We start from the raw sequence: 25,438 nt of genomic DNA on the forward strand, positions 1-25,438 counted from the left end.
GGGCCCCCGGGGTTTGGGGGCCGCGCGGGGGTGGGGCCCCCCCCCCCCGGGGGGGGCCCCGGGGGGGGGGGGGGGGCCCCCCACGCCGTTGTTCTTGGTACCTGCTGCCTAGGGGATCTCCGCCGTACGGGCCTCGCGGCGGTTGTCGCGGAAGGCGTTCACCCGGCGGGCGGTGGCGAAGAGCGGGATCACCGCGCCCATGACCACCTGGAGGGCACAGGCCGACTGGAGCAGCAGCTCGCCGCCGGGGGCCTCGAAGGCCCAGGCCGCCAGGAGGCCCATGCTGGTGACGATCCAGCCGAGCATGGCCACCGCGAGGCGTCCGCGCGGCTTGGGGTACTCCACCCGGCTCACCATCAGCCAGGCGACACCGATGATCGCCAGCAGGGTCGGCACGAACGGCAGGCCCAGCAGGACCACCGAGACGACCGTCAGCGCGCCGAACGGGCTCGGCATGCCCTGGAAGACGCCGTCACGCAGCGTCACACAGGAGAATCTCGCAAGCCGCAGCACCACCGCCAGCAGCACCACGATGGCGGCCACCGCCGACACCCGCTGATGGACGCCGTCGGCGACGATGCCCCAGACCGCCACGAAGTACGCCGGGGCCAGACCGAAGCTGATCAGGTCCGAGAGGTTGTCCAGCTCGGCACCCATCGCCGAGCTGCGCAGCTTCCGCGCGACGAGCCCGTCGAAGAGGTCGAACACGGACGCCAGCAGCATCAGCATCACGGCCGACGCGGCGCTGTGCCGCGTCATACCGCCGTCCTCGCTGCCCGTGAGGTGCGGGATGAGGACGCCGGTGGTGGTGAAGTACACGGCCAGGAAGCCGCATGTGGCGTTGCCGAGGGTGAGGGTGTCGGCTATCGACAGTCGCGTCGACAGCGGCATGTCATCCGTCTCGTCGACGTCGTCCACGTCCATCTCGGCTTCCGGCACCCAGGAAGCCTGCGCGTCGGGATCAATCACGGTCAAGTCGAGTCACCCCCGCGGTGGTGGCCTGACCGACCTCGACCGCGACGTCGACACCTTCGGGGAGGTAGATGTCCACGCGCGAGCCGAAGCGGATGAGGCCGATACGCTCACCCTGTTCGACCTTGGTGCCCTGGGGCACGTAGGGGACGATGCGCCGGGCGACGGCTCCGGCGATCTGGATCATCTCGATGTCTCCGAGCTCGGTGTCGAAGTGCCACACCACGCGCTCGTTGTTCTCGCTCTCCTTGTTGAAGGCGGGAACGAAGCCACCGGGGATGTGCTCGACCGAGGTCACCGTGCCGGCGAGCGGGGCGCGGTTGACGTGGACATTGAGCGGGCTCATGAAGATCGCGACGCGGGTGCGTCCGTCCTTCCAGGGCATGATGCTCTGCACCACGCCGTCGGCGGGGGAGATGACCCGGCCCTGGGTGATCTCTCTCTCCGGGTCGCGGAAGAACCACAGCATGCCCGCGGCGAGTGCGGTGGCGGGCACGGCAGCCGCCGCCCAGCGACCGGAACGACGGGCACGGGTGAGACTGACCGCCGCGGTGGCGACGGTCGGGAGGAGCCACGGCGACGCTCCGCGCGCGAGGCGGACGCGACCGCGTTGTGCAGAGGAATGGCTGTGGGGCATGGATGACCTTCGTGGCGGAGGATGCCGCGACGCGAGACTGGGGACGGCGGCTTTCCGGGGATGGTATCGGTTGCGAGCGGTAACTGGGCAAGCGCCAGGGCCTGTCGGTGGCCGAAGACCCCTGGCGCGGTGTGACCTTCTTCTCTCGGATACCACCCCAAAAGGGACGTTCAGCCTTGGGTTCGGTATTCCTCCAGCAGTCGTCGTCCAATAATCATTTTCTGAATCTCAGCGGTGCCTTCGCCGATGAGAAGCATCGGTGCCTCGCGGTAGAGGCGCTCGATCTCGTATTCCTTGGAGAAGCCGTAGCCGCCGTGGATGCGGAAGGCGTCCTCCACGACCTCTTTGCAGTACTCGGACGCCAGGTACTTCGCCATTCCCGCTTCGAGGTCGTTGCGTGCGCCCGCGTCCTTCTTGCGGGCCGCATTGACCATCATCGCATGGGCCGCCTCGACCTTTGTTCCCATTTCAGCCAGTTTGAACTGGATGGCCTGGTGCTGAGCGATGGCTTTACCGAACGTGTGCCGTTCCTGTGCGTACGCAACGCCCAGCTCGAACGCGCGTTGTGCGACGCCACAGCCACGGGCGGCCACATTGACCCGGCCGACCTCGACTCCGTCCATCATTTGGTAAAAACCGCGATGGGGGGCGCCGCCGAGGACCCGATCGGCCGGAATGCGCAGTCCGTCCATGATCAGTTCGGTGGTGTCGACACCCTTGTAGCCCATCTTCTCGATCTTGCCGGGGATGGTCAGGCCCGGCCGGACCTCACCGAAGCCCGGCTCCTTCTCGATCAGGAAGGTGGTCATCGACTTATGCGGGGCGGCACCCTCCACGGCCCCCTCGGGGGTCCGGCACAACACCGCCACGAGTGTGGAGCTGCCGCCGTTGGTCAGCCACATCTTCTGGCCGTTGAGGACGTAGTCGTCGCCGTCCCGCACCGCCTTGCTGGTGATGGCGGACACATCCGAGCCGAGACCCGGCTCCGACATCGAGAAGGCGCCCCGGATCTCGCCCAGCGCCATCTTGGGCAGGAAGTAGTCCTTCTGCTCCTGGGTGCCGTGCTGCTTGATCATGTAGGCCACGATGAAGTGGGTGTTGATGATGCCGGAGACGCTCATCCAGCCGCGCGCGATCTCCTCCACGCACAGTGCGTAGGTGAGCAGTGACTCACCCAGACCGCCGTATTCCTCCGGGATCATCAGCCCGAAGATGCCGAGTTCCTTCAGGCCCTCGACGATCGCGGTCGGGTATTCGTCGCGGTGCTCCAGCTCGGTGGCGACCGGCAGGATCTCCTTGTCGACAAAATTCCTGACCGTGGAGAGGATCTCCCGCTGGATGTCGGTCAGGCCCTCGGTCTGCGCGAGACGGCTCATGTCACTGCTCTCCCAGCTCCGGGCGGCCCGGCTGTTCGCCGCCGCGTTCCTTGATGTACGTGGCGGTGGGCACCATCACCTTGCGGCGGAAGACACAGACGAGCGTGCCGTCCTGCTTGTAGCCCTTGGTCTCCACGTACACGATGCCGCGGTCGTTCTTGGACTTCGACGGTGTCTTGTCCAGGACGGTGGTCTCGCCGTAGAGGGTGTCGCCGTGGAAGGTCGGCGCCACATGCCGCAGCGACTCGATCTCCAGGTTGGCGATGGCCTTCCCGGAGACGTCCGGCACCGACATGCCCAGCAGCAGGGAGTAGATGTAGTTGCCGACCACGACGTTCTTGCCGAAGTCGGTCGTCTTCTCCGCGTAGTTGCTGTCCATGTGCAGCGGGTGATGGTTCATGGTGAGCAGACAGAAGAGGTGGTCGTCGTACTCGGTGACCGTCTTCCCGGGCCAGTGCTTGTAGACCGCCCCGACCTCGAACTCCTCGTAGGTGCGTCCGAACTGCATCGCGCTCAGGCCTCCGGGATCTCGAACTTCGACGTGCGCTGCATTCCGGCGGCGCGGCCCTTGCCGGAGACGACCAGGGCCATCTTGCGGCTGGCCTCGTCGATCATCTCGTCGCCGAGCATCGCCGAGCCCTTCTTGCCGCCCGCCTCGGACGTGTAGTAGTCGTACGCGTCCAGGATCAGCTCGGCGTGGTCGTAGTCCTCCTGGGAGGGCGAGAAGATCTCGTTGGACGCCTCCACCTGGCCGGGGTGCAGCACCCACTTGCCGTCGAAGCCCAGCGCCGCGGCGCGCTGCGCGACCGCGCGGTAGCCCTCGACATTGCGGATCTGGAGGTAGGGGCCGTCGATCGCCTGGAGGTTGTTGGCGCGGGCGGCCATCAGGATCTTCATCAGGATGTAGTGGTAGGCATCCGCCGGGTAGCCGGGCGGCTGCTCGCCCACGACCAGCGACTTCATATTGATGGACGCCATGAAGTCGGCCGGGCCGAAGATGATGGTCTCCACCCGCGGCGACGCCTGCGCGATGGCGTTGACGTTGTTCAGGCCCTGCGCGTTCTCGATCTGCGCCTCGATGCCGATCCGGCCGACCTCGAAGCCCATGGTCTTCTCGATCTGGGTCAGCAGCAGGTCCAGCGCCACCACCTGCTGGGCGTCCTGCACCTTCGGCAGCATGATGCAGTCGAGGTTCGGGCCCGCGCCCTCGACGACGGTCACGACATCGCGGTAGGTCCACTCGGTCGTCCAGTCGTTGACCCGCACCACCCGGGTCTTGCCGGTCCAGTCGCCCTCGTTGAGGAACTTCACGATGGTGTGCCGCGCCTCGGGCTTGGCCAGCGGGGCACAGGCGTCCTCCAGGTCCAGGAAGACCTGGTCGGCCGGGAGCCCCTGCGCCTTCTCCAGGAAGCGGGGATTGCTGCCCGGCACGGCCAGGCAGGAGCGGCGCGGACGCAGCCGGTTGGGCGCGGTGCCCTCGGGGGCGGTCATACGGGAACCTCCAGAGCGGGAAGCGTGTTCGCGGTACGGATCTCATCGACGATACGACCGATGATCTCCGTGATACCGAAGTCCTTGGGGGTGAAAACGGCGGCGACACCCGCCGAGCGCAGTGCCGCGGCGTCCGCGGCCGGGATGATGCCGCCGACGATGACGGGAATGTCCTGGGCGCCCGCGGCCCGCAGCCGCTCCAGGACGTCCGGCACCAGCTCGGCGTGCGAACCGGAGAGGATCGACAGACCCACGCAGTGCACGTCCTCGGCGACCGCCGCCGAGACGATCTGCTCCGGGGTCAGCCTGATCCCCTGGTAGACCACCTCGAACCCGGCGTCCCGGGCCCGTACCGCGATCTGCTCGGCACCGTTGCTGTGGCCGTCCAGACCGGGTTTGCCGACCAGCAGCCGCAGCCGTCCGCCGCCCAGCTCCGCCGCGGTCTTCTCGACCTTCTCGCGGACGGAGGCGAGCAGGGAGCCCGCCTCCGCCGCGACCGCGAGCGGCGCGCCCCCCACCCCCGTGGGGGCGCGGAACTCGCCGAACACATCGCGCAGCGCCCAGGACCATTCGCCCGTGGTGACGCCCGCGCGGGCGCATTCGAGGGTGGCCGTCATCAGGTTCTCGGTGCCCGCGGCCGCCTTCCGCAAGCGCGAGAGGGCCTCTTCGGCCCGGGCGGTGTCCCGCTGTTCGCGCCAGTGGTGCAGGGCCGAGACCACCCGCGCCTCATTGGCCGGGTCCACCGTCATGATGGCGGTGTCCAGGTCCGCGGTGAGCGGGTTGGGCTCGGTGCCCTCGTAGCAGTTGACGCCGATGATCTTCTCCTGGCCGGCCTCGATGCGCGCCCGGCGCTCCGCATGCGAGGCGACGAGCTGCGCCTTGAGGTAGCCGGACTCCACGGCGGACATCGCCCCGCCCATCCCCTGGATCCGCTCGATCTCGGCCTCGGTCTCCTCGACCAGCGCGGCGACCTTGGCCTCGATCACATGGGAACCGGCGAAGATGTCCTCGTACTCCAGCAGATCGCTCTCATGGGCGAGCACCTGCTGGATCCGCAGCGACCACTGCTGGTCCCACGGGCGGGGCAGCCCCAGGGCCTCGTTCCAGGCCGGGAGCTGCACCGCGCGGGCGCGGGCGTCCTTGGAGAGGGTCACGGCCAGCATCTCCAGCACGATGCGCTGGACGTTGTTCTCCGGCTGCGCCTCGGTCAGTCCGAGCGAGTTGACCTGGACGCCGTAGCGGAACCGGCGCTGCTTGGGGTTCTTGATCCCGTACCGCTCACGGGTGATGCGGTCCCAGATGCGGCCGAAGGCGCGCATCTTGCACATCTCCTCGATGAACCGGACGCCCGCGTTCACGAAGAAGGAGATCCGGGCGACCACATCGCCCTTGCGGTCCTCGGGCACCTGTCCGGAGTCGAACACCGCGTCCAGTACCGCGATCGCCGTCGACATCGCGTACGCGATCTCCTGGACCGGGGTGGCCCCCGCCTCCTGGAGGTGGTAGCTGCAGATGTTGATCGGGTTCCACTTGGGGATGTGGTTGACCGTGTACGCGATCATGTCGGTGGTCAGCCGCAGGCTCGGCCCCGGCGGGAAGACATGCGTCCCGCGGGACAGGTACTCCTTGACGATGTCGTTCTGGGTCGTCCCCTGGAGCTTGGAGAGCGCTTCTCCCTCGATGCCCTGTTCCTCCGCGACCACCTGATACAGCGCCAGCAGCCACATCGCCGTCGCGTTGATGGTCATCGAGGTGTTCATCTGCTCCAGCGGGATGTCCTGGAACAGCCGCCGCATGTCCCCCAGATGGGAGACGGGAACCCCGACCCGGCCCACCTCGCCACGGGCGAGGATGTGGTCGGGGTCGTAGCCGGTCTGGGTCGGCAGGTCGAAGGCGACCGAGAGACCGGTCTGGCCCTTGGCCAGATTACGCCGGTACAGCTCGTTCGACGCCTCGGCCGTGGAGTGACCGGCATACGTCCTCATCAGCCACGGGCGGTCCCGTTCGCGAGGTGAGCCGCTCATCAGATGTTCCGGAAGCGGTTGATGGCGTCGATGTGCTTGGCGCGCATCTCCGGGTTGCGCACGCCCATGCCCTCCTCGGGTGCGAGGGCGAGCACGCCGACCTTGCCCTGGTGGAGGTTGCGGTGCACGTCGTACGCGGCCTGGCCGGTCTCGTCGAGCCGGTAGGTCTTGGACAGGGTGGGGTGGATCTTGCCCTTGGCGATCAGCCGGTTGGCCTCCCACGCCTCGCGGTAGTTGGCGAAGTGCGAGCCGACGATGCGCTTCAGCGACATCCACAGGTAGCGGTTGTCGTACTCGTGCATATAGCCCGAGGTGGAGGCGCAGGTGGTGATGGTGCCGCCCTTGCGGGTGACGAAGACACTGGCGCCGAAGGTCTCACGGCCCGGGTGCTCGAAGACGATGTCGATGTCCTCGCCACCGGTGAACTCGCGGATGCGCTTGCCGAACCGCTTCCATTCGCGCGGGTCCTGGGTGCGCTCGTCCTTCCAGAACTTGTAGTCCTCGGCGTTGCGGTCGATGATCGCCTCGGCGCCCATCTTCCGGCAGATCTCCGCCTTCTGCGGCGAGGAGACGACACAGATCGGGTTGGCGCCACCGGCCAGCGCGAACTGCGTGGCGTAGGAGCCGAGTCCACCGCTGGCGCCCCAGATCAGGACGTTGTCGCCCTGCTTCATCCCGGCGCCGTTGCGGGAGACGAGCTGCCGGTAGGCGGTGGAGTTGACCAGGCCGGGGGCGGCCGCCTCCTCCCAGCTCAGGTGTCCGGGCTTGGGCATCAGCTGGTTGGACTTGACCAGGGCGATCTCGGCGAGACCGCCGAAGTTGGTCTCGAAGCCCCAGATGCGCTGCTCGGGGTCGAGCATGGTGTCGCCATGGCCGTCGGCGCTCTCCAGCTCCACCGACAGACAGTGGGCCACGACCTCGTCGCCCGGATTCCAGGCATTGACCCCGGGACCGGTGCGCAGCACCACACCCGCGAGGTCGGAGCCGATCACGTGGTACGGCAGGTCATGCCGCTTGGCGAGGGGGGAGAGCTTGCCGTACCGCTCCAGGAAGCTGAAGGTCGAGACCGGCTCGAAGATGGAGGTCCACACCGAGTTGTAGTTGACCGAGCTGGCCATCACGGCGACGAGGGCCTCACCGGGGCCGAGTTCCGGCACCGGCACCTCGTCCACGTGGATCGACTTGCGGGGGTCCTTCTCCTTGGTGGTGAGGCCGGCGAACATATCGGCCTCGTCCTTGCGCACGGTCACCGCGCGGTACGACTCGGGGATGCGCAGTGCGGCGAAGTCCTCGGGTGCTGTGTCCGACGCCAGGATCGCGTCAAGTATCTCGTTCATCGGTGCCTCCGGCGAAGCGTCGCATGGGGACGCTTGAGGGAACGCTGGGCTCGTGACGGGTGATGCTGCTGCTGTGCCGTCGGTTCGGCGGAGGTGCTGCTCGATGGGCGCGGGTAGCGCCGGGAACGCCTGGTGACGCAGGCGGTGTCCGGACGCGCAAAGCGTTTTGCGGGGACAGCCGGCGCGCGGGGTGTTTTCAGCGCGCCGGCCGTCCGGACACCTTCACCGTATGGCACGCTGTGCCACCCCGCAAGACACTGCGTGCCAACAATTTCTCTCAGTTGTCATACGGCGTGCACGCATGAGCAAGAACGGCCGCCCCGGATGGGGCGGCCGTTGCCGATGGTGTTCGGTTATGTGCGATCGGTCAGCGCTTGAGGGCCCGCTCGATCGTCCGCATGACCTCGTTCAGCGGTGCGTCGGTGCGTGCCACCATCACCACCACGTCTTCCTCCTCCTGCGCCGTCACCGTGGCCGCCTGGCGCCCCGGAGCGGGGCGTCCGGCGCCGATCCCGGTGCCGAAGGTCTCCCGGACGATCGCGAAGGCGTGGTCGAGCTGGGTCTCCACATCCCCCTCGCCGCCCGCCCGCAGCCAGCGCCGCAGGACGTGGTTGTGCGCCGTGACCACCGCCGAGGCGGCCACCTCCGCCAGCAGCGGGTCGTCATCGCCGTCGTGATGGGCGCCCTCGTCGAAGTGGCCCAGCAGATAGCGGGTGAACAGCCGCTCGTAACGGGCCACCGAGGCGATCTCCCGCTCCCGCAGCGCCGGTACCTCACGGGTCAGCCGGTAGCGCTCCACGGAGACCCCGGGGGAGGCCGCGTACATCCGCATGACCTCCTTGATCCCCCGGCACACCGTGTCCAGCGGGTTCTCATGCGGCGGGGCGGCGTCCAGTACGGCCGCGGCGCGCACCAGCGTGTCGTCGTGGTCCGGGAAGATCGCCTCTTCCTTGGAGCGGAAGTGCCGGAAGAAGGTGCGCCGGGCCACCCCCGCCCGTGCCGCGATCTCGTCGACCGTCGTCGCCTCGTACCCCTGCGTCGCGAACAACTCCATCGCCGCCGCGGCCAGTTTGCGGCGCATGGTCAGACGCTGGGCGGCGGCGCGGCGGCTTCCCGCGCTCTCACCGCCGTCGGAGGAGGTGGACGAGTGCGCGGACTTGCTACGAGCGGCCTTCACGGACTGGGACATGTGGGGAACGTAACACGCTTGTGAGTGCCGGTGCGGGGGCGGACCTCCGGGGGGCTCCAGCAGTCCGCCCCACCCCGGGTCGTACTCAGCGCCTTGCATACTCGCGGAAGCCGCGCCCGGTCTTGCGGCCCAGGCACCCCGCCGCGACCAGGTGCTCCAGCAGCGGCGCCGGGGCCAGTCCCGGATCGCGGAACTCGCGGTGCAGCACCTTCTCGATCGCCAGCGAGACATCGAGGCCGACGACGTCCAGCAGTTCGAAGGGGCCCATCGGATAGCCGCCGCCCAGCTTCATCGCCGCGTCGATGTCATCGGGGGTCGCGTAGTGCTCCTGGACCATCTTCACGGCGTTGTTGAGGTACGGGAACAGCAGGGCGTTGACGATGAACCCGGCCCGGTCGCCGCAGTCCACCGCGTGCTTGCGCACCGCCGTGCAGACCGCGTGCGCGGTCGCCCGGACATCGTCCGCCGTCAGGACCGTCCGCACCACCTCGACCAGCTTCATCGCGGGCGCCGGGTTGAAGAAGTGCATCCCGATCACGTCCTGCGGACGGGAGGTGACCCGGGCGCAGGCGATCACCGGCAGCGAGGAGGTGGTGGTGGCCAGCACCGCACCGGGCTTGCAGACCTTGTCCAGCACCCGGAACAGCTCCTGCTTGACGTCCAGGTCCTCGGCGACCGCCTCCACGGCCAGGTCCACATCGGCGAAGGCGTCCAGCGAGTCGGCCGCGGTGATCCGGGCCAGCGCGCCGTCCCGGACCTCCTGGGTCATCCGGCCCTTGGCGACCGAGCGGTCCAGGGACTTGGCGATCCGGGCCTTGGCCGTGTCCGCCTTCGCCTGGGTCCGGGCGGTCAGCACCACATCGATCCCCGCCTTGGCGAAGACCTCGGCGATCCCACTGGCCATCGTGCCCGAGCCCGCGACGCCCACGGCACGCACCGGGCGCGCGCCGTCCGCGGCACCCCGCTCGTCCGGCGTCGCCCCGTCCGGGACCACGGTGCCGCTGCCCGGCGCCTCGTAGGTGTAGAAGCCGCGGCCCGCCTTGCGGCCGGTCAGCCCGGCCTCGGAGAGCTGTCCCAGGATGGGCGCGGGCGCGTGCAGCCGGTCGCCGGAGGCCGTGTACATCGCCTCCAGGACGGTCCGGGCGGTGTCGATCCCGATCAGGTCCAGCAGCTCCAGCGGGCCCATCGGCAGCCCGCAGCCCAGCTTCATCGCCGCGTCGATGTCCTCGCGCGCCGCGTACTTGGCCTCGTACATCGCGGCGGCCTGGTTGAGGTAGCCGAACAGCAGCCCGTCGGCGATGAAACCGGGCCGGTCACCGAGTGCCACCGGCTCCTTGCCCAGATCGCGGGCGAGTTCGGTGACCGCGGTGACGGCCGCGGGCGCGGTCAGCACGCTGGAGACGATCTCGACCAGCTTCATGGCCGGCGCCGGGTTGAAGAAGTGCAGGCCCAGCACCCGTTCCGGGCGGGCGGATTCGGCGGCCAGCCGGGTCACCGAGAGCGCGTTGGTGCCGGTCGCCAGGATGGTGCCCGGGCCGACCACGGTGTCCAGCTCGGTGAAGACCTCGTGCTTGATGCCGTAGTCCTCGGGCACGACCTCGATCACCAGCTGCGCGTCGGCGGCGGTACGCAGATCGGTGGAGACCCGGAACCGGGACAGGATGCCGGTCCGTTCCTCCTCGCTGATCCGCTCGCGCTCGACCGCGCGTGATGTGGCGACCTCCAGTGCGGTCACGGCCCGTTGACAGGCGTGCTCACTGATGTCGATGCCGATCACCTCGCGCCCCGCACGGGCCAGGATCTCGGCGATGCCGGTGCCCATCGTGCCGAGACCGACGACGGCGACAGTAGTGAGCGGGGCCGCGGAGGGGGAGAGATCAGAGGAAGGAGTGGTGCTGACGCCGGTGTGTGGGAGACGGTCCATCGCGGACTCCAGAGGGTGTTCCCCGTCAACAGCGGGGATGAAGTGACGACTGAGGGGAGCTGGCGGTCATGCCGCTGATGCGCTGGGGTCTGGTGCGGATGACACACAACTCCGACGGAAGGGCTTGCACGCTCCCTGGCGGACAGCGCCGCACGGAGGAAACTGCCCGTGGGAGATACCGGCGGGCCCTGTCCCGGGGCCGTGCCGTACTGCTGATACTGCCGAACCGACGTCACACACGGCGGCTGCGTCACCAGGCCGCCCGAGCAGGGGTGCTGCTCGTGTCGTCATATTAACTCGCGGGTAACCAAGACGCCAGAGCAGATTGCGAGCCGTCGCGGTGGCGCGGCTCACCGGGGAGGGGAGACCTCGCATGGACGATGAATTCCGGACGCTGACCGAGCGGGTACGGGCCTCGCTCACCACACCACAGGAGGCGGCGGCCCACGCCTCGCTCCTCTCACTGGTCCGCAAGGGCACCCCCGCCGCGCGTGAGCAGCTCGCCCGCATCCTGGTCGCGCCGGAGCAGCCGCTGTGGGCGCGGGAGACCGCGGCCTTCGTCCTCGGCAGCGCAGGGGACCGCCGGGCCTTCGAAACCCTCGTGCTGCTGCTCAACTACCGCGAGCCCGCCCGCTGCGCGACCGCCGCCCGGGTGCTGGCCCGGCTCGACGATCCGCGCACCGCCCGCGCCGCCGCGGCCCTGGCCACCAATCCGCTGCGCACCGCGTACTCGCTGCACCCGATCCGGCTGCTGGTGGAGCTGCGCGCACCGGAGTCGGTGCCCGCGCTGGTCGCCGCGCTGGAGCGGCAGTTGGCCGCCCGGGACCGGCACTGGCCGATCGCACGGGCCTGTGTGGAGGGTCTTGGCGCGATCGGAGACGAGCGCGCCGTCCCGGCCCTGACGCGCGCGGGCAAGTACATCCGGCTCAGCGCGGCGGCCGCCGCGGCGCTGGCCCGGATCAGCGGGGGCGGCGGCGGACCGTCCGGGGCGGCGGACAAGGCGCACGCGCGGTGACGGCGGCGCCGTCGGCCGCGCGGCCGCGGCGTTCCCCCGCCGCGGGGTCCGTCCGCGCGGTGCGGATCGTCTGTGCGGTGCGGGTCGTCTGTGCGGTGCGGCTCGTCCGTGCGGTGCGCGCGGTGCGGCTCGTCCGTGCAGTCCGTGCGGTGCGTGCGGTGCGGATCGTCCGTGCGGTGCGTGAGGTCCGTGCGGTCCGGGTGGTGCGCGCCCCGCGCGCCAGGGTGTGTCCGCGACGCCGCGGGCCCGGCGGGACTTCGCGGACACGCCCCAGGGGCGGCCGGGACCCGCTGCGGCCGCCGGGCCCGGGCGCGGTCCGTCCGCGCGGTGCCGTCCCGTCCGGCGTGGTCGATGCGCACGATGCGGCACGTCCGCGCGGTGCGGGCGGTCCGTACGGCTCGCCGCCGTGCTGCGCCCGGAGGTAGTCGCCGGACTGCGCTGAGCCGCCCGGCGGTCCGGTGTCACCCCCTGCCGTCCCGCAGCCGGACCGCCGCCGGGCCCCGCCGAGCGGCAGCAGGTCCCGGGACCTGTCCGGCCGGGTCACCTCCAGCCGGATCCCGTCGGGTACGCGGTACGGGCGGTGCGCCGGCACCGTCCCCGGCCGGGCACGCGGCCGGGGACGCACGGCAGCCGGGACTCGTGCCCGGCGGGACCTTGCGGTGGCCGGACCTTGCGGCGGTCGGGACTCGCGCCTGGCGGCATTTTGCGGCGGTCGGGACTCGTGGCCGGCGGCATTTTGCGGCGGCGGGACCTTGCGGCGGTCGGGACTCGTGGCCGGCGGCATTTTGCGGTGGCCGGGACTCGCGCCCGGCATGGCCTCTTCGCGCGGCACGGCCTCGCCGCACCGGCGCGCGGGCCTCAGGCCGCCGCCGGGTCCAGCCGCCGCGCGTACCGCACCTCGGGCACGGACACCCCGTCCACGTCGTACGCCTCCGCGCCGCCGTCCGGCGCGAACCCCGCCCGCTCGTAGAACCGGCGGGCGCGGGCGTTGTCCCGCAGCACCCACAGCCGCAGCCGCGGGAAACCCCGCTCGGCGACCCGGTCCAGGGACTCCCCGAGCAGGGCGCGGCCGATGCCCGTGCCCACCAGCCCCGGTCGTACGTACAGCGCGTACAACTCGGCGTCCCCCTCCGGCACATCGCGCTCCCGGTACGGCCCGAAGCAGCACCAGCCCACCACGCCGCCGCCGTTCTCCTCCGCCACGAGGTTGACCACGTCCCCGACGCCCCGTGAGAAGAACTCCCGCCGCCGTCCGGCGTCCTCCTCGACGCTCAGTCCGTCCAGATACGACTGCGGCATCAGCCCGGCGTACGCCTCCTGCCATCCGCGCACCCGCACCGCCGCCACCGCGTCGATGTCCGCCTCGGTCATCTCCCGTACCAGCACCCCGTCCATGGCCCCACCGTAGGCGGCTTGACCTTGTCACTGGCGGCAGGGTCACACGATCCGTGCCATGAACTCCGCACAGCACACCGAGCCGCCGGACCGGGTCGCCGTCGTCACCGGGGCGGGCACCGGTATCGGCCGGGCCACCGCCCGCGCTCTCGCCGGGGAGGGCATCCGCGTCGTGGCCGTCGGACGGCGGCCGGAACCGCTCGCCCGGACCGCAGAGGGACATCCGCTGATCCGTCCGTTCCCCGCCGACCTCACCGCGGCCGGGGCCGCCGAGGACATCGTCCGCCACGCCCTGGAGACCCACGGACGGCTGGACGTCCTGGTCAACAACGCCGCCGTGGTGCGCGGCGCACCGCTGGGCGCCATCGCCCGCGAACCGGTCCACGCCCAGTTGGAGACCAATGTCATCGCACCCGTCCTGCTCACCCAGGCCGCCCTCGGCGCGCTGGAGGAGAGCGGGGGCGTGGTCGTCAACGTCAGCACCTCGATCGGCCGGCGGGGCTGGCCGGGCAGTTCGGTCTACGCGGCCACCAAGGCCGCGCTGGAGACGCTGACCCGTAGCTGGGCGGTGGAACTGGCGCCGCGCGGGGTGCGGGTGGTGTGCGTGGCGCCCGGGGCGATCGAGACGCCCATCGGGGAGCACTCGGGGCTCTCGCCCGAACAGCGCGCCCGGGTGCGCGCCTGGCAGCTCGACCACACCCCGCTGGGACGGATCGGACGGCCCGAGGAGGTGGCGTGGGCCATCACCCGGCTCGCCTCGCCCGGTGCGTCGTTCATCACCGGTGTGGTGCTGCCGGTCGACGGCGGGGCGGTCGTCGGATGACGGCGCCCGGCGCGCTGATATAGAACGGGCCCCGGAGGTGGGGCCGGTGCGGATCGGGGAGCTGGCGAAGGCGACGGGCACGACACCGCGGGCGCTGCGCCACTACGAACAGGCGGGGCTGATCACATCGTGCCGGGCGGACAACGGCTATCGCGTCTACGACGAGCGTGCCGCCGTACGCGTACGCAATATCCGTCATCTGCTGGCCGTGGGCCTCACCTTGGACGACGTCGGCTGCTTCAGCCCGTGTCTGGACGGCGATATGGCGACCGTGCCGCCCAGCCCGGAAGGGCTGCGCATCGCCCGGGACCGGCTGGCCGTCCTCGACGCGCGGATCGCCGCCCAGACCCGGGCCCGGGACCGGCTGGCCGAGGCGCTGGACCGGGTGGCGGCGCCATGACGCGGCCCGGACATCCCGAACAGGTCCCGGAGCACGAGTGGTTCGCCCGCCATCTGGACGCGCACCACGCCCCGGGCGTGACGCGGCGGGTGGCCGCGCTCGCCGCGGCGCTGGACCGGCCCGCCGACGACCGCGCGCTGCCGCCGGTCGTACGTCTCGGCTATGCGCTGCCCGGCGCTCGGGACCGGGTGGTGCGGCTGGCGCGGCGGGTCGGGGCCGCCCCGCCGTCCGGCCCGGCCCTGGACGCGCTGGCCGCGCTGCTGGACTCGGCGGTGGATGAGCTGACCGCGCGCCCGCTGCCCCCGGTCCACCGGGAGCGGATCACCCTGGACGCCCCCACCCAGTGGGTACGGGACGCGGGTGTCCGGACGGAACTGCGGTTCCTGCGGGCGTACGACGCCGACGGGGTGATCGCGCTGCGCCCGCGCGACTGCTGGACCGCCTTCCTGGAGTCACTGGCGGCCCGCGGCCTGGGCGAGGTGGCGCATATCAACTGGCCCGGCCTGGACGGCCGCTCACAGGACGCGGCCGATCTGGCCCGCGCCGCCGGGGCCGTCTTCCCGCACGCCCGTGCCGCACAGCAGAGCTGCCGGATCCGGCCGCCGCGCTGAGCGCGGGGCGAACGCTCACATCAGGGTGAGCTGGGCCGGTTCCGGCGCGGCGGGCGGTTCGGGCTCGGGCGCGCGGAGGTTGCGGTGCGCGCCCGGTTCATAGGGGCCGATGCCGTATTCGGCGGCCAGGTCGTGGACCATCCCGGTGATCCGCCGCTGGTACCACTTCGGGGCGTAGGTGCCGCCCTCGTACAGCGCGTCGTACCGGCGGAGCAGCCGCGGGTGGTGCTCTGTGAGCCAGGCGGTGAACCACTCGCGGGCGCCCGGCCGCAGATGCAGCACCAGCGGGGTCACCGAGGTCGCCCCGGACTCCGCGATGGCCCGTACGGTGGCGCGGAGCTGCTCGGGGGAGTCACCGAGGAAGGGGATCACCGGGGCCATCAGCACCCCGCACGGGATGCCGTGGGAGGTGAGGGTGCGCACCACGTCCAGCCGCCGCTCGGGGGAGGGGGTGCCGGGCTCGACGGTCCGCCACAGCTCTCGGTCGGTGAATCCGACCGAGACCGAGACCCCGACGTCGGTGACGCGCGCGGCCCGGCGCAGCACCTCCAGATCGCGCAGGATCAGCGTGCCCTTGGTGAGGATCGAGAACGGGTTGGCGCGTTCGGCGAGGGCGGCGAGGATGCCGGGCATGAGCTGGTACCGGCCCTCGGCGCGCTGGTAGCAGTCCACGTTGGTGCCCATGGCGATGTGGTCCCCGCGCCAGCGCGGTGAGGCCAGCTCGCGGCGGAGCAGCTCCGGGGCGTTGACCTTCACCACGATCTGGGAGTCGAAGCCCAGCCCGGTGTCCAGGTCCAGATAGCTGTGGGTCTTGCGCGCGAAGCAGTAGACGCAGGCGTGGGTGCAGCCGCGGTACGGGTTCACCGTCCATTCGAAGGGCATCCGGGAGGCGCCCGGCACCCGGTTGACGATCGAGCGGGCCCGGATCTCGTGGAAGGTCATCCCGCGGAATTCAGGGCGGTCGAAGGTACGGGTGGTGACCGCGTCCGCCGCGAACAAGGCGGGGGCGGCCGCTTCGGTGTCGTTGGTCAGGTTGTCCCAGCGCATGGCACGCACCTCCGGGTCTCGCTCGTATCTAATAGAACACATGTTTCATTCGGTTCCGTCAACCCTGGATTTGGGCGGCCGACCCGGAGGTGGTTGGCTTGCCGCTGCCAGGGGCGCCGCGGTCAGCAGGGCGCCCGCCGGTTCACGGTCGATCACGGAGGAAGAGCAATGGGGCAGGTCGAGGCCACCACGGAGCGCGTCGTCACGGGGAAGCCCGAGGATGTGTTCGATGCACTCGCCGACTACCGCGAGACCCGCCCCCGGCTGCTTCCGCAGCACTTCAGCGAGTACGAGGTGCGCGAGGGCGGCGACGGCGAGGGCACCGTCGTCCACTGGAAGCTCCAGGCCACCAGCAAGCGGGTGCGCGACTGCCTGCTCGAGGTCTCCGAGCCCACCGACGGGCAGCTCGTCGAGAAGGACCGCAACTCCTCGATGGTGACCACCTGGACGGTGACCCCGGCGGGCGAGGGGCAGTCCCGGGTCGTCATCACCTCCGTCTGGAACGGGGCGGGCGGTATCGGCGGCTTCTTCGAGCGGACCTTCGCCCCCAAGGGGCTCGCCCGCATCTATGACGAGCTGCTGGAGAAGCTGGCGGCCGAGGTCGCCGCCCAGGGGTCCAAGTGACCTTCCGCCGTCCCCCGTTGCGGACGGCGTAGGACCCTTCCGGCCGGGCCGCGGCCGGCCCCTCCCGTCAGGGAGCGGCTGCCGCGGTCACCGGTTCGAGTGGTTTCCCGCTCGGTGCGGCATATCGTCCGCACACCCTCTCACCGGGGAGAACGTCTCCCCGCCCCCCTCGCCGACGATTCGTCGTGGTTTGCCGGTAGTGACGCGCAATGCGAGAAATGGGCGGCGGCGCAGGTGTGACGAGGGGAGCAGGACGTGGGCCAGACCACCGGGACCACCTTGGCGAAGGGGCCGGACGGAGCCGGGGACGCCGAGGGGTACGGGCCCATGGGCACCCCCCTCTCCGTCACCGTCACCGCCCCGGTCCCCGAGGCGGACGGACCTCCGCCGGCCGACGGCGCCCCGGGCGCCCCGCTCAGCCCGGCCCGGGTCCGTACGGTCTTCATCGGGCTGATGCTGGCGCTGCTGCTGGCGGCGCTCGACCAGACCATCGTGGCCACCGCCCTGCCCGAGGTGGTCGGTGAACTCCACGGTCTGGACAAGATGTCCTGGACCGTCACCTCCTACCTCCTCGCCGTGACGATCGTGCTGCCGCTCTACGGCAAGCTGGGCGATCTCATCGGCCGCAAGAGCGTCTTCATCTTCGCGATCGTCGTCTTCATCGCCGGGTCCGCGCTGGCGGGCTGGTCGCGCACGATGGAGGAACTGATCATCTTCCGCGCGGTCCAGGGTGTGGGCGCGGGCGGGCTGATGATCGGCGTTCAGGCGATCATGGCCGATATCGTGCCGCCCCGGGAACGCGGCCGCTACATGGGGCTCATCGGCGCCGCGTTCGGCCTCGCCTCCGTCGCCGGCCCGCTGATCGGCGGCTTCTTCACCGACCATGCCTCCTGGCGCTGGTGCTTCTACGTCAACGTCCCGTTCGGCCTGGTCACGCTGGCGGTCGTGGCCGTGGTCCTGCGGGTGCCCGAGGCACCCCGCCGGGCCCGGTTCGACTTCCTGGGCGCGCTGTTTCTCTCGGTGTTCTCCACCTGCGCGGTGCTGCTGACCAGTTGGGGCGGTACCGAGTACGCCTGGGGCGACCGCGTCATCCTGGGGCTCGGACTGGGCGCGCTGGGCTCGGCGGTCCTCTTCGTCGTGGTGGAGTGTGTCGCGCCCGAACCGATCATCCCCATGCGGCTGTTCCGCGACTCGGTCTTCTGCGTCAGCGGGCTGATCGGCGCGGTCATCGGGGTGGCCCTGTTCGGCGCCGCCAGCTACCTGCCCACCTTCCTCCAGATGGTCGACGGGGTCTCGGCCACCGAGTCCGGTCTGCTGATGGTGCCCATGATGGGCGGCATGGTGCTGGCCTCGATCATCACCGGCCAGCTCATCAGCGGCACCGGCCGCTACAAGGTCTTCCCCGTGCTGGGCGGACTGATCTCGGTGGGCGGTATGTGGCTGCTGTCCCGGCTGGACGAGGACACCTCCCGGCAGGACTACAGCCTCTGGATGGGTGTCCTCGGACTCGGTATCGGCCTGGTGCTGCCGGTGCTGGTGCTCGCCGTCCAGAACTCGGTGCCCCCCGCCGACCTCGGCTCGGCCACCAGCGCCAACAACTACTTCCGGCAGATCGGCGGCAGTGTCGGCGCCGCCGTCTTCGGCACCCTCTTCGCCAACCGCCTCGCCGACCGGCTCGCGGTCGAACTGCCCTCCGGGGCGGCCTCCGGCCGGGGCGCCGACGGGGCCGGACTGCCCGACCCCGAGTCGGTCACCCCGCAGATGGTGCACGCCATGCCGGGGCCCTTCCGCGACGGGTACATCGCGGCGTACGCCCACGCCATGCCGCGGATCTTCCTCTATCTCGTGCCGGTGCTCGTCCTGGGCTTCCTGCTCGCCTTCCTGCTGAAGGAGAAACCTCTGGTGTCCCACACCGACTTTGCCGTCCAGCCAGACCCCGTCGTCCCCCCGGCGCGCACCGGCACGGCGCCGCGGCACGCCGGCGCCTCCTCCGGTCCGCCGCTCACCGCGGGCGTGCCGGTCTGCGGCACCGTCCAGCACCATGACGGCACGACGGTTCCGCGGGCCGCGCTCACCCTCATCGACGTGGGCGGCCGTCAGATCGGACGCGGTGCGAGCGGCGAGGACGGCCGGTACGCGCTGAGCACCCCGGGCAGCGGTTCCTACGTCCTGATCGCGGCGGCCGGGGGACACCAGCCCCGGGCGGTCAGCGTCACCGTCGGCGAACGCCCGGTGGAGCTGGACGTGGTCCTCGGCGGCGCGGGACGGCTGGCCGGGGCGGTGCTCACCGCGGACGGCACCCCGGTGCGGGACGCCACGGTGACCCTGACCGATGTCCGCGGCGAGGTGGTCGCCTCCAGCCGCAGCGGACGCGAGGGCGGCTATGTGATGGGTGAGCTGGTGGCGGGGGAGTACACTCTCGCGGCGAGCGCCCCCGCGTTCCGTCCCGCGGCCCTGCCGGTCACCGTGCAGGCCGCGCGGGAGACCCGGCAGGACATCGAGCTGGCGGGCGGCGCGGTGCTGCGCGGGGTGGTCCGCGCGGGTGGCGGGCGGCCGGTGGAGGACGCCCGGGTCACCCTGCTGGACGCGGCGGGCAATGTCGTCGACACCGCCACGACCGGGGCGGACGGCGCCTTCCGCTTCATCGATCTGTCGGCGGGCGAGTACACGGTGATCGCCGCGGGCTATCCGCCGGTGGCGACCGTGCTCCAGGTGGCGGGTGGCGGCCGGACCGAACGCGATCTCCAACTGGGCCACGAGGACTGAACGTTCCTTCGCCGCTGACCTCCGACGCCGTCGGGTGGCGCCCCCGAACCGGGGTGCCACCCGGCGGCGTTCGCGTCCGGCGGGGCCATAGGTCCCCCGTCCGCCGCCACATGGCACCTATTCGGGTATTGCCCCACACGGGCGGCCATCACGGTCGTACCGTGGGTAGCGGTGTCGGAGATCTTGCGTGCGAAGGAGCTGCCCCCGATGGAGCATGGCACGTCGCACGGCGACGACGAGCGGGGCGGCGTGTCCGCGGTACCGGCGCCGCCCAGGGCCGTACCAGGGCGGATGCCGCTCGCCGTGGTCGTGGTGGACACCGAGGGGCTGATCACGCACTGGAGTTCCGGGGCGCGCAGGCTCTTCGGGCACAGCCGTGAGCACGCCGTCGGCCGCCCCGCCGTGGATCTGATGCCTGTCTCGGGCGCGCTGCCCGGGACGGAGGTCCCCGCCGACCGTCCCGCACTCGAGGACTCGCTGAACGGGCCGGTCCGCTATCCGACCGCGGGCCGGGCCCGGCTTGCGGACCGGGCGCGGCATCGCGCCGATGTGCTGTGGTGGGCGTACCCGCTGGTGGGCCCGGGGCCGGAGCGGCTGCTGGTACTGGCCGCGGACGCCGCCGCGCTCGCCGGGACGGCGGACGCCCCCGGGGCGGAGGCGGGTGGGGAGCATGAGCGCCACACCCCCGGATTCGCGCTGCACACCGAGTTCCCGGGCGCCGAGGCGCTGGCGGGACGGCTGCCGGACATCCTGCCCAACATGGGCCCGGCCGCCATCGGCCGGATCGTCTCCCAGGTCCTCGAACTGGGCTATCCGGTCCTGGAGATCAGCCACCATGAACGGGTGCCGGTGACCCCGGACTGGGGCACGCCCCGCTACCGCGAACGCCAGGCGCGCCAGGAGGCGGCCCGGCGGCGCGTGGAGCTGACGGACGGCGCGCGGCCCCATCCGCACACCCTCGGGGACACCCCCGCGCCCGGCGCGTCCGTTCCGCAGACCGACCCCGAGGGGATCGACCTCGAACACGCCGCCGTCCGGGAGCGGTTGGAGTTCCTCAACGAGGTCAGCGGCCGTATCGGCAGCTCCCTGGACCTCGCCCGCACCATCCGTGAGGTCACCAGCGCCGCCGTCCCGCGCTTCGCCGACTTCGCCGGCACCCATCTGCGCGCCCAGGTCCTCGCGGGCGAGGGCTTCCCCGACGGCCCGCCCGATGTCACCACCGTCTGGCACCGCGTCTGGGTCGAGCACAACGATGAACCCGGCCGCTGGGACGACACCGTCCCGGTCGGCGAGAGCATCGCCTTCCCCGAACACACCCCGTTCTTCCAGTGCATGGTCACCGGTGAGCCGGTGCTGATCCCGCACCTCAGCGAGGAGATGGGGGACCGGATCGCCGGGCAGTTCGAGAAGCGCGACCTGCGGCCGCTGATGAACGGCCGCTCGGTGCTGATCGTGCCGCTCAAGGCGCGCGATGTGGTGCTGGGCTTCATGGTGCTGATGCGCCGCCCCGGGCGTGAGCTGTTCGACGACATGGACCGGACCACCGGTGCCGAACTCGCCGCCCGCGCCGGGCTGGTGCTGGACAACGCCCGGATGTACACCTTCCAGGAGAACGTTGCCGAGACGCTCCAGGACAGCATGCTGCCGCAGGTGACCCCGCGGATGGCGGGCTGTGACACCGCCACCCGGTATCTGCCCGGCACCCGGCTCGGCCGGGTCGGCGGCGACTGGTTCGACAGCATCAAACTGCCCGGTTCGCGTACCGCGCTGGTGGTCGGCGATGTGATGGGGCATGGGCTGAACTCGGCGGCGATGATGGGGCAGTTGCGCACCGCCGTCCAGACCATGGCGGCCCTGGACCTGCCGCCCGCCCAGTTGCTGCGCAACCTCGACGACCTGGCGCAGCGGCTCGGTGAGCACTATCTGGCCACCTGTCTGTACGCGGTCTACGACCCGATCCGCTCCGAGCTGCTGATCGCCAACGCCGGACACATCCCGCCGGTGCTGGTGCGTGCCGAGGACGGCCGCAGTGAGCTGCTGGAGCTGCCGACCGGGGCACCCATAGGGGTCGGCGGAGTGCCGTTCGAGACGGCGCGGGTCCGGGTGGCCCCCGGCGACCGGCTGGTGCTGTGCACCGACGGGCTGGTCGAGGTGCGCGGCCAGGACATCGGCGCGGGGCTGGCGGCGCTGTGCGAGTCCGCCGCCCATCCGGCCGCGTCCATGGACGACGCCTGCGACACCATCATCCGCGCGCTCAACCCGCGCGACGGCCGCAAGGACGATGTGGCGCTGCTGATGGCCCGGCTGAACGGCATCCCGCCCCAAGGACGTCGCCCAGTGGCGGCTGGCACTGGATCCCCAGGAGGTCGGCAGGGCCCGGCGGCTGGTCCGGGAGCGGCTGGCGCGCTGGGGGCTCGGCGAGGCGGCCGAGACGGCCGAACTCCTGGTGAGCGAGGCGGTGACCAATGCCGTGCGGCACGCCCACAGCCACCATGTGGTGCTGCGCCTGGTGCGTACCGAGGCGCTGCTGTGCGAGGTCTCGGACGACGACCACGAGCTGCCCGCGCTGCTGGGCGCGGGCCGTGAGGACGAGTTCGGCCGGGGACTGCGGGTGATCAGCGCGCTGGCGCGGGAGTGGGGCACCAGCCGTTCCGGGCGGGGCAAGACCGTGTGGTTCGAGCAGGCGCTGCCGCGCCCGGCGCGCTGACCGTTCGAACACGGCGTGAAGGATTCCGCGGAAGCGGGCCGTCGTGCGCCGGAGCACTTGCCCGCGCGGGGCGCTGCCGGTAGGCAGCGGGGCAGCACCATGGAGTCGGCCGAATCGGACCCGGGGAGCGGCGATGAGCGTGTCGGAGCGCTACAGGCAGGCGTGGGAGAGCTATTGGAAGGAGACCCCGGACGATCCGGGGGAGGCCATCTGGGACGCGGACCCGTCGCTGAGCGCGGCTCCGCACACCGAGCTGCTGGCGCCGTACGCGGACGCCCCGCTGCCGGTCCTGGACCTCGGCTGTGGCAACGGCACCCAGACCCGCTATCTGGCCTCCCGCTTCCCGCGGGCGATCGGTGTCGACCTGTCGTGGGCGGCGGTGGAGCACGCGCGGCGCGCGGACACCGCGGGGGTCGCGGAGTTCCGGCAGCTCAGCCTGACCGACGCCGACGGGGTGCGGGAGCTGCACGACGAGCTCGGGGACGCCTATGTCTATATGCGCGCCGTGATCCACCAGAGCGATGCGGGGGACCGGCAGCCGGTCGCCGAGGCGGTGGCGACGCTGGTGGGCACGCGCGGCCGGGCGTTCGTGGTGGAGCTGACCGAGGCGTCCAAGGCCACCCTGGCCAGGCTGGCCGAGAGCCCCGGCGGTCCGCCCGCCAAACTGCGGCGCGTCTTCGACCACGGTCTGCGGCCCGCCGACGCGGCGGACGTCGAGGTGCCGGAGCTGCTGGCGGCGGCGGGGCTGGAGATCCTGGCCGAGGGGCCGACGGCGCTCGCCCAGACGGAGCAGTGGGCCGACGGCTCCCGGGTGGAGCTTCCGGCGCGCTGGTTCGTGGTGGGGCGGCACCGGCTGGGCTAGACCAGTTATCCACAGGGCTGGTTCGTGCCCATCCCAGCGCGTAACGTGACAAGGCATGAAGATCCTTATCAGCGCCGACATGGAGGGCGCCACCGGCGTGACCTGGCCCGCTGATGTGCTGCCTGGCACCCCGCAGTGGGAGCGCTGCCGCCGCCTGTTCACGTCCGACGTGAGCGCCGCGGTGGCCGGGTTCCTCGACGGGGGCGCGGACGAGGTCCTCATCAACGAGGCGCACTGGACGATGCGCAATCTGCTGCTGGAGGAGCTGGACGAGCGAGCGCAGATGCTCACCGGCCGGCACAAGAGTCTGAGCATGGTCGAGGGGGTGCAGCACGGCGATGTGGACGGGATCGCGTTCGTCGGGTACCACACCGGCGCGGGCACCGAGGGCGTCCTCGCCCACACCTATCTGGCCAACTCCATCACCGGGGTGTGGGTGGACGGCGTCCCCGCGAGCGAGGGCAGGCTCAATGCCCTGGTCGTCGCCGAGTACGGGGTGCCGGTGGTGCTGGTGACCGGTGACGACCGCACCTGTGAGGACGCCAAGGGCTATGCTCCGCAGGCCCGTTCGGTCGCCGTCAAGGACTATGTCTCGCGCTACGCGGCGGTGTGCCGCACCCCCGTCCGCACCGCGGCGGACATCAGGGCCGCCGCGCGGGAGGCGGCGGCCCTGGCGGTGCGCCATGAGCCCGCGCGCGGCGGGCCGTTCACGGTGGAGCTGGAGTTCGACGCCGCGCATCTGGCGGGCGCGGCGAGTGTGGTGCCGGGGGTGGAGCCTAGCGGTGAGCGTCGCGTCGCCTACACCTCGGCCACGATGTACGAGGGCATCCGCTGCTTCAAGGCGGTCACGACGGTCGTCTCGGCCGCGGTGGAGGAGCAGTATGGCTGACACGGACCGTTCCCGGGCGATCGACGCGATCGACCCCCAGGCGCTCGACGAGGTGGTGCGGTTCACCTCCGAGCTGATCGCCATCGACACCACCAACCGCGGCGGCGGCGACTGCTCGGAGCGGCCGGCCGCCGAGTACGTGGCGGAGATGCTCGGCGACGTGGACATCGACCCCACCTTGCTGGAGCGCTCACCGGGGCGGACCAATGTGGTCGCCCGGATCGAGGGCACCGACCCTTCCGCCCCCGCGCTGCTGGTCCACGGCCATCTGGACGTGGTGCCCGCCGAGCCCGCCGACTGGACCGTGCACCCCTTCTCCGGTGAGGTCCGTGACGGGGTGGTGTGGGGCCGCGGCGCGATCGACATGAAGAACATGGACGCGATGGTGCTGGCCGTCGTGCGCGCCTGGGCCCGGTCGGGGGTCCGGCCCCGCCGGGACATCGTGCTGGCCTTCACCGCCGATGAGGAGGACAGCGCCGAGGCGGGCTCCGGCTTCCTCGCCGACCGGCACGCCGAGCTGTTCGAGGGCTGCACCGAGGGCATCAGCGAATCGGGCGCCTTCACCTTCCACACCGGATCCGGGATGCGGCTCTACCCCATCGCGGCGGGGGAGCGCGGCACCGCTTGGCTCAAGCTCACCGCGCGCGGCCGGGCCGGACACGGTTCTAAGGTCAACCGGGCCAACGCGGTCAGCAGACTGGCCGCCGCCGTGGCCCGGATCGGTGAGCACCAGTGGCCGGTGCGGCTCACGCCCACGGTGAAGGCCGCACTGTCCGAACTGGCCGCGCTGCACGGCGTCCCGGCCGACCTGGACGCGCCGGACCTCGACATCGACGCGCTGCTCGCCGCGCTCGGCCCGGCCGCGGCCCTGGTCGAGCCGACCGTGCGCAACAGCGCCAACCCCACGGTCCTGGAGGCCGGTTACAAGGTCAATGTGATCCCCGGGAGCGCCACCGCCTATGTGGACGGCCGGATGCTGCCCGGTGCGGAGGAGGAGTTCTCCACCACCCTGGACCGGCTCACCGGGCCGGACGTGGAGTGGGGATTCCACCACCGCGAAGTCCCGCTCCAAGCGCCGGTCGGGCCGGACGCCCCGACGTACCAGGCGATGCGCGCCGCCGTGGAGCGGTTCGACCCGGGCGGCCATGTGGTGCCCTACTGCATGTCGGGCGGCACGGACGCCAAGCAGTTCTCCCGTCTCGGCATCCTCGGCTACGGCTTCTCACCGCTGCGCCTCCCCGAGGGCTTCGACTACCAGGCGCTCTACCACGGTGTGGACGAGCGGGTGCCGGTGGACGCCCTGCACTTCGGGGTCCGGGTGCTCGACCACTTCCTGCAGAGGGCGTGAG

General features: G+C 71.4%; 20 protein-coding genes and 1 pseudogene. 10 read left to right on the plus strand and 11 right to left on the minus strand.

Features of this window, described 5'->3' with window-relative positions; genetic code table 11:
• Nucleotides 1-108 precede the first annotated feature (108 nt).
• From pssA to NMK44_RS02265, 9 genes are all read right to left on the minus strand, one after another.
• Nucleotides 109-975 carry a CDP-diacylglycerol--serine O-phosphatidyltransferase gene (gene pssA / locus NMK44_RS02225; protein ID WP_254737564.1) on the minus strand — a complete coding sequence of 289 codons (867 nt, stop codon included), beginning with the start codon at nt 973-975 and terminating at the stop codon, nt 109-111.
• Nucleotides 962-1,609, minus strand: a complete 648-nt coding sequence (locus tag NMK44_RS02230; protein ID WP_254737565.1) for a phosphatidylserine decarboxylase — start codon at nt 1,607-1,609, stop codon at nt 962-964. The genes pssA and NMK44_RS02230 overlap by 14 nt, the downstream gene beginning before the upstream one ends.
• 170 nt (nt 1,610-1,779) lie before the next feature.
• The gene (locus NMK44_RS02235; protein ID WP_254737566.1) at nt 1,780-2,985 is read right to left on the minus strand and encodes an acyl-CoA dehydrogenase family protein; all 1,206 of its coding nucleotides are present in this window, start codon (nt 2,983-2,985) and stop codon (nt 1,780-1,782) included.
• Between the two features lies 1 nt (nt 2,986).
• A complete protein-coding gene (locus NMK44_RS02240) occupies nt 2,987-3,493 on the minus strand; it encodes a MaoC family dehydratase (protein WP_254737567.1) in 507 nt (168 codons plus the stop codon).
• Between the two features lie 5 nt (nt 3,494-3,498).
• A complete protein-coding gene (locus NMK44_RS02245) occupies nt 3,499-4,476 on the minus strand; it encodes an HpcH/HpaI aldolase/citrate lyase family protein (RefSeq protein ID WP_254737569.1) in 978 nt (325 codons plus the stop codon).
• A complete protein-coding gene (locus tag NMK44_RS02250; protein WP_254737570.1) occupies nt 4,473-6,500 on the minus strand; it encodes a protein meaA in 2,028 nt (675 codons plus the stop codon). Before NMK44_RS02250 ends, NMK44_RS02245 begins: the two co-directional genes overlap by 4 nt.
• Entirely contained in the window at nt 6,500-7,837 is a 1,338-nt protein-coding gene (ccrA, locus tag NMK44_RS02255; protein ID WP_254737571.1) for a crotonyl-CoA carboxylase/reductase, read from the minus strand. The genes NMK44_RS02250 and ccrA overlap by 1 nt, the downstream gene beginning before the upstream one ends.
• A gap of 367 nt (nt 7,838-8,204) precedes the next feature.
• Nucleotides 8,205-9,026 carry a TetR family transcriptional regulator gene (locus NMK44_RS02260; RefSeq protein ID WP_254737573.1) on the minus strand — a complete coding sequence of 274 codons (822 nt, stop codon included), beginning with the start codon at nt 9,024-9,026 and terminating at the stop codon, nt 8,205-8,207.
• A gap of 85 nt (nt 9,027-9,111) precedes the next feature.
• Entirely contained in the window at nt 9,112-10,950 is a 1,839-nt protein-coding gene (locus NMK44_RS02265) for a 3-hydroxyacyl-CoA dehydrogenase family protein (protein ID WP_302887650.1), read from the minus strand.
• 373 nt (nt 10,951-11,323) lie between these two features.
• Between NMK44_RS02265 and NMK44_RS02270 the strand changes: the two genes are divergently transcribed.
• Nucleotides 11,324-11,965: a HEAT repeat domain-containing protein gene (locus tag NMK44_RS02270; protein ID WP_254737574.1), complete on the plus strand. Its 642-nt coding sequence runs from the start codon at nt 11,324-11,326 to the stop codon at nt 11,963-11,965.
• Between the two features lie 858 nt (nt 11,966-12,823).
• On the opposite strand, the gene NMK44_RS02275 is transcribed toward NMK44_RS02270, so the two are convergent.
• On the minus strand, nt 12,824-13,360 hold the full coding sequence (locus tag NMK44_RS02275) for a GNAT family N-acetyltransferase (RefSeq protein WP_254737576.1): 537 nt from the start codon (nt 13,358-13,360) through the stop codon (nt 12,824-12,826).
• Nucleotides 13,361-13,418: 58 nt separating this feature from the next.
• Here NMK44_RS02275 and NMK44_RS02280 point away from each other — a divergent pair, with 58 nt between their 5' ends.
• The 3 genes from NMK44_RS02280 to NMK44_RS02290 are packed head-to-tail and all read left to right on the plus strand — an operon-like array spanning nt 13,419 to nt 15,194.
• Nucleotides 13,419-14,183 (plus strand): SDR family NAD(P)-dependent oxidoreductase, encoded by a 765-nt coding sequence (locus NMK44_RS02280; RefSeq protein ID WP_254737577.1) that lies wholly within the window; start codon nt 13,419-13,421, stop codon nt 14,181-14,183.
• A gap of 46 nt (nt 14,184-14,229) precedes the next feature.
• Complete coding sequence (locus NMK44_RS02285; protein WP_254737579.1) at nt 14,230-14,583, plus strand: MerR family transcriptional regulator; 354 nt, start codon at nt 14,230-14,232, stop codon at nt 14,581-14,583.
• On the plus strand, nt 14,580-15,194 hold the full coding sequence (locus NMK44_RS02290) for a hypothetical protein (protein ID WP_254737580.1): 615 nt from the start codon (nt 14,580-14,582) through the stop codon (nt 15,192-15,194). Before NMK44_RS02285 ends, NMK44_RS02290 begins: the two co-directional genes overlap by 4 nt.
• Before the next feature lie 15 nt (nt 15,195-15,209).
• Here NMK44_RS02290 and NMK44_RS02295 read toward each other — a convergent pair whose 3' ends face one another.
• Entirely contained in the window at nt 15,210-16,241 is a 1,032-nt protein-coding gene (locus tag NMK44_RS02295; protein ID WP_254737582.1) for an Rv2578c family radical SAM protein, read from the minus strand.
• Nucleotides 16,242-16,409: 168 nt separating this feature from the next.
• Between NMK44_RS02295 and NMK44_RS02300 the strand changes: the two genes are divergently transcribed.
• The 6 genes and pseudogenes from NMK44_RS02300 (at nt 16,410) to NMK44_RS02325 (ending at nt 25,437) form a co-directional block, all read left to right on the plus strand.
• Nucleotides 16,410-16,865 (plus strand): SRPBCC family protein, encoded by a 456-nt coding sequence (locus NMK44_RS02300; RefSeq protein WP_254737583.1) that lies wholly within the window; start codon nt 16,410-16,412, stop codon nt 16,863-16,865.
• Nucleotides 16,866-17,192: 327 nt separating this feature from the next.
• Entirely contained in the window at nt 17,193-19,631 is a 2,439-nt protein-coding gene (locus NMK44_RS02305; protein WP_254737850.1) for an MFS transporter, read from the plus strand.
• A gap of 207 nt (nt 19,632-19,838) precedes the next feature.
• Nucleotides 19,839-22,338, plus strand: a pseudogene (locus NMK44_RS02310) (ATP-binding SpoIIE family protein phosphatase).
• Between the two features lie 133 nt (nt 22,339-22,471).
• Complete coding sequence (locus NMK44_RS02315; protein WP_254737585.1) at nt 22,472-23,200, plus strand: class I SAM-dependent methyltransferase; 729 nt, start codon at nt 22,472-22,474, stop codon at nt 23,198-23,200.
• A gap of 55 nt (nt 23,201-23,255) precedes the next feature.
• Nucleotides 23,256-24,089: a M55 family metallopeptidase gene (locus NMK44_RS02320; RefSeq protein WP_254737586.1), complete on the plus strand. Its 834-nt coding sequence runs from the start codon at nt 23,256-23,258 to the stop codon at nt 24,087-24,089.
• Entirely contained in the window at nt 24,082-25,437 is a 1,356-nt protein-coding gene (locus NMK44_RS02325) for a M20/M25/M40 family metallo-hydrolase (protein ID WP_254737587.1), read from the plus strand. Before NMK44_RS02320 ends, NMK44_RS02325 begins: the two co-directional genes overlap by 8 nt.
• Nucleotide 25,438 lies beyond the last annotated feature (1 nt).

The organism is Streptomyces cucumeris, assembly GCF_024295805.1.
GTDB lineage: Bacteria > Actinomycetota > Actinomycetes > Streptomycetales > Streptomycetaceae > Streptomyces > Streptomyces cucumeris.

Excerpts from the sequence above, each read along its gene's own strand:
- NMK44_RS02230 (WP_254737565.1), bottom strand. The coding sequence starts at position 1,609 with ATGCCCCACAGCCATTCCTCTGCACAACGCGGTCGCGTCCGCCTCGCG.
- NMK44_RS02235 (WP_254737566.1), bottom strand. The coding sequence starts at position 2,985 with ATGAGCCGTCTCGCGCAGACCGAGGGCCTGACCGACATCCAGCGGGAG.
- NMK44_RS02240 (WP_254737567.1), bottom strand. The coding sequence starts at position 3,493 with ATGCAGTTCGGACGCACCTACGAGGAGTTCGAGGTCGGGGCGGTCTAC.
- NMK44_RS02245 (WP_254737569.1), bottom strand. The coding sequence starts at position 4,476 with ATGACCGCCCCCGAGGGCACCGCGCCCAACCGGCTGCGTCCGCGCCGC.
- NMK44_RS02250 (WP_254737570.1), bottom strand. The coding sequence starts at position 6,500 with ATGAGCGGCTCACCTCGCGAACGGGACCGCCCGTGGCTGATGAGGACG.
- ccrA (WP_254737571.1), bottom strand. The coding sequence starts at position 7,837 with ATGAACGAGATACTTGACGCGATCCTGGCGTCGGACACAGCACCCGAG.
- NMK44_RS02260 (WP_254737573.1), bottom strand. The coding sequence starts at position 9,026 with ATGTCCCAGTCCGTGAAGGCCGCTCGTAGCAAGTCCGCGCACTCGTCC.
- NMK44_RS02265 (WP_302887650.1), bottom strand. The coding sequence starts at position 10,950 with ATGGACCGTCTCCCACACACCGGCGTCAGCACCACTCCTTCCTCTGAT.
- NMK44_RS02270 (WP_254737574.1), top strand. The coding sequence starts at position 11,324 with ATGGACGATGAATTCCGGACGCTGACCGAGCGGGTACGGGCCTCGCTC.
- NMK44_RS02275 (WP_254737576.1), bottom strand. The coding sequence starts at position 13,360 with ATGGACGGGGTGCTGGTACGGGAGATGACCGAGGCGGACATCGACGCG.
- NMK44_RS02280 (WP_254737577.1), top strand. The coding sequence starts at position 13,419 with ATGAACTCCGCACAGCACACCGAGCCGCCGGACCGGGTCGCCGTCGTC.
- NMK44_RS02290 (WP_254737580.1), top strand. The coding sequence starts at position 14,580 with ATGACGCGGCCCGGACATCCCGAACAGGTCCCGGAGCACGAGTGGTTC.
- NMK44_RS02295 (WP_254737582.1), bottom strand. The coding sequence starts at position 16,241 with ATGCGCTGGGACAACCTGACCAACGACACCGAAGCGGCCGCCCCCGCC.
- NMK44_RS02300 (WP_254737583.1), top strand. The coding sequence starts at position 16,410 with ATGGGGCAGGTCGAGGCCACCACGGAGCGCGTCGTCACGGGGAAGCCC.
- NMK44_RS02305 (WP_254737850.1), top strand. The coding sequence starts at position 17,193 with ATGGGCACCCCCCTCTCCGTCACCGTCACCGCCCCGGTCCCCGAGGCG.
- NMK44_RS02315 (WP_254737585.1), top strand. The coding sequence starts at position 22,472 with ATGAGCGTGTCGGAGCGCTACAGGCAGGCGTGGGAGAGCTATTGGAAG.
- NMK44_RS02320 (WP_254737586.1), top strand. The coding sequence starts at position 23,256 with ATGAAGATCCTTATCAGCGCCGACATGGAGGGCGCCACCGGCGTGACC.
- NMK44_RS02325 (WP_254737587.1), top strand. The coding sequence starts at position 24,082 with ATGGCTGACACGGACCGTTCCCGGGCGATCGACGCGATCGACCCCCAG.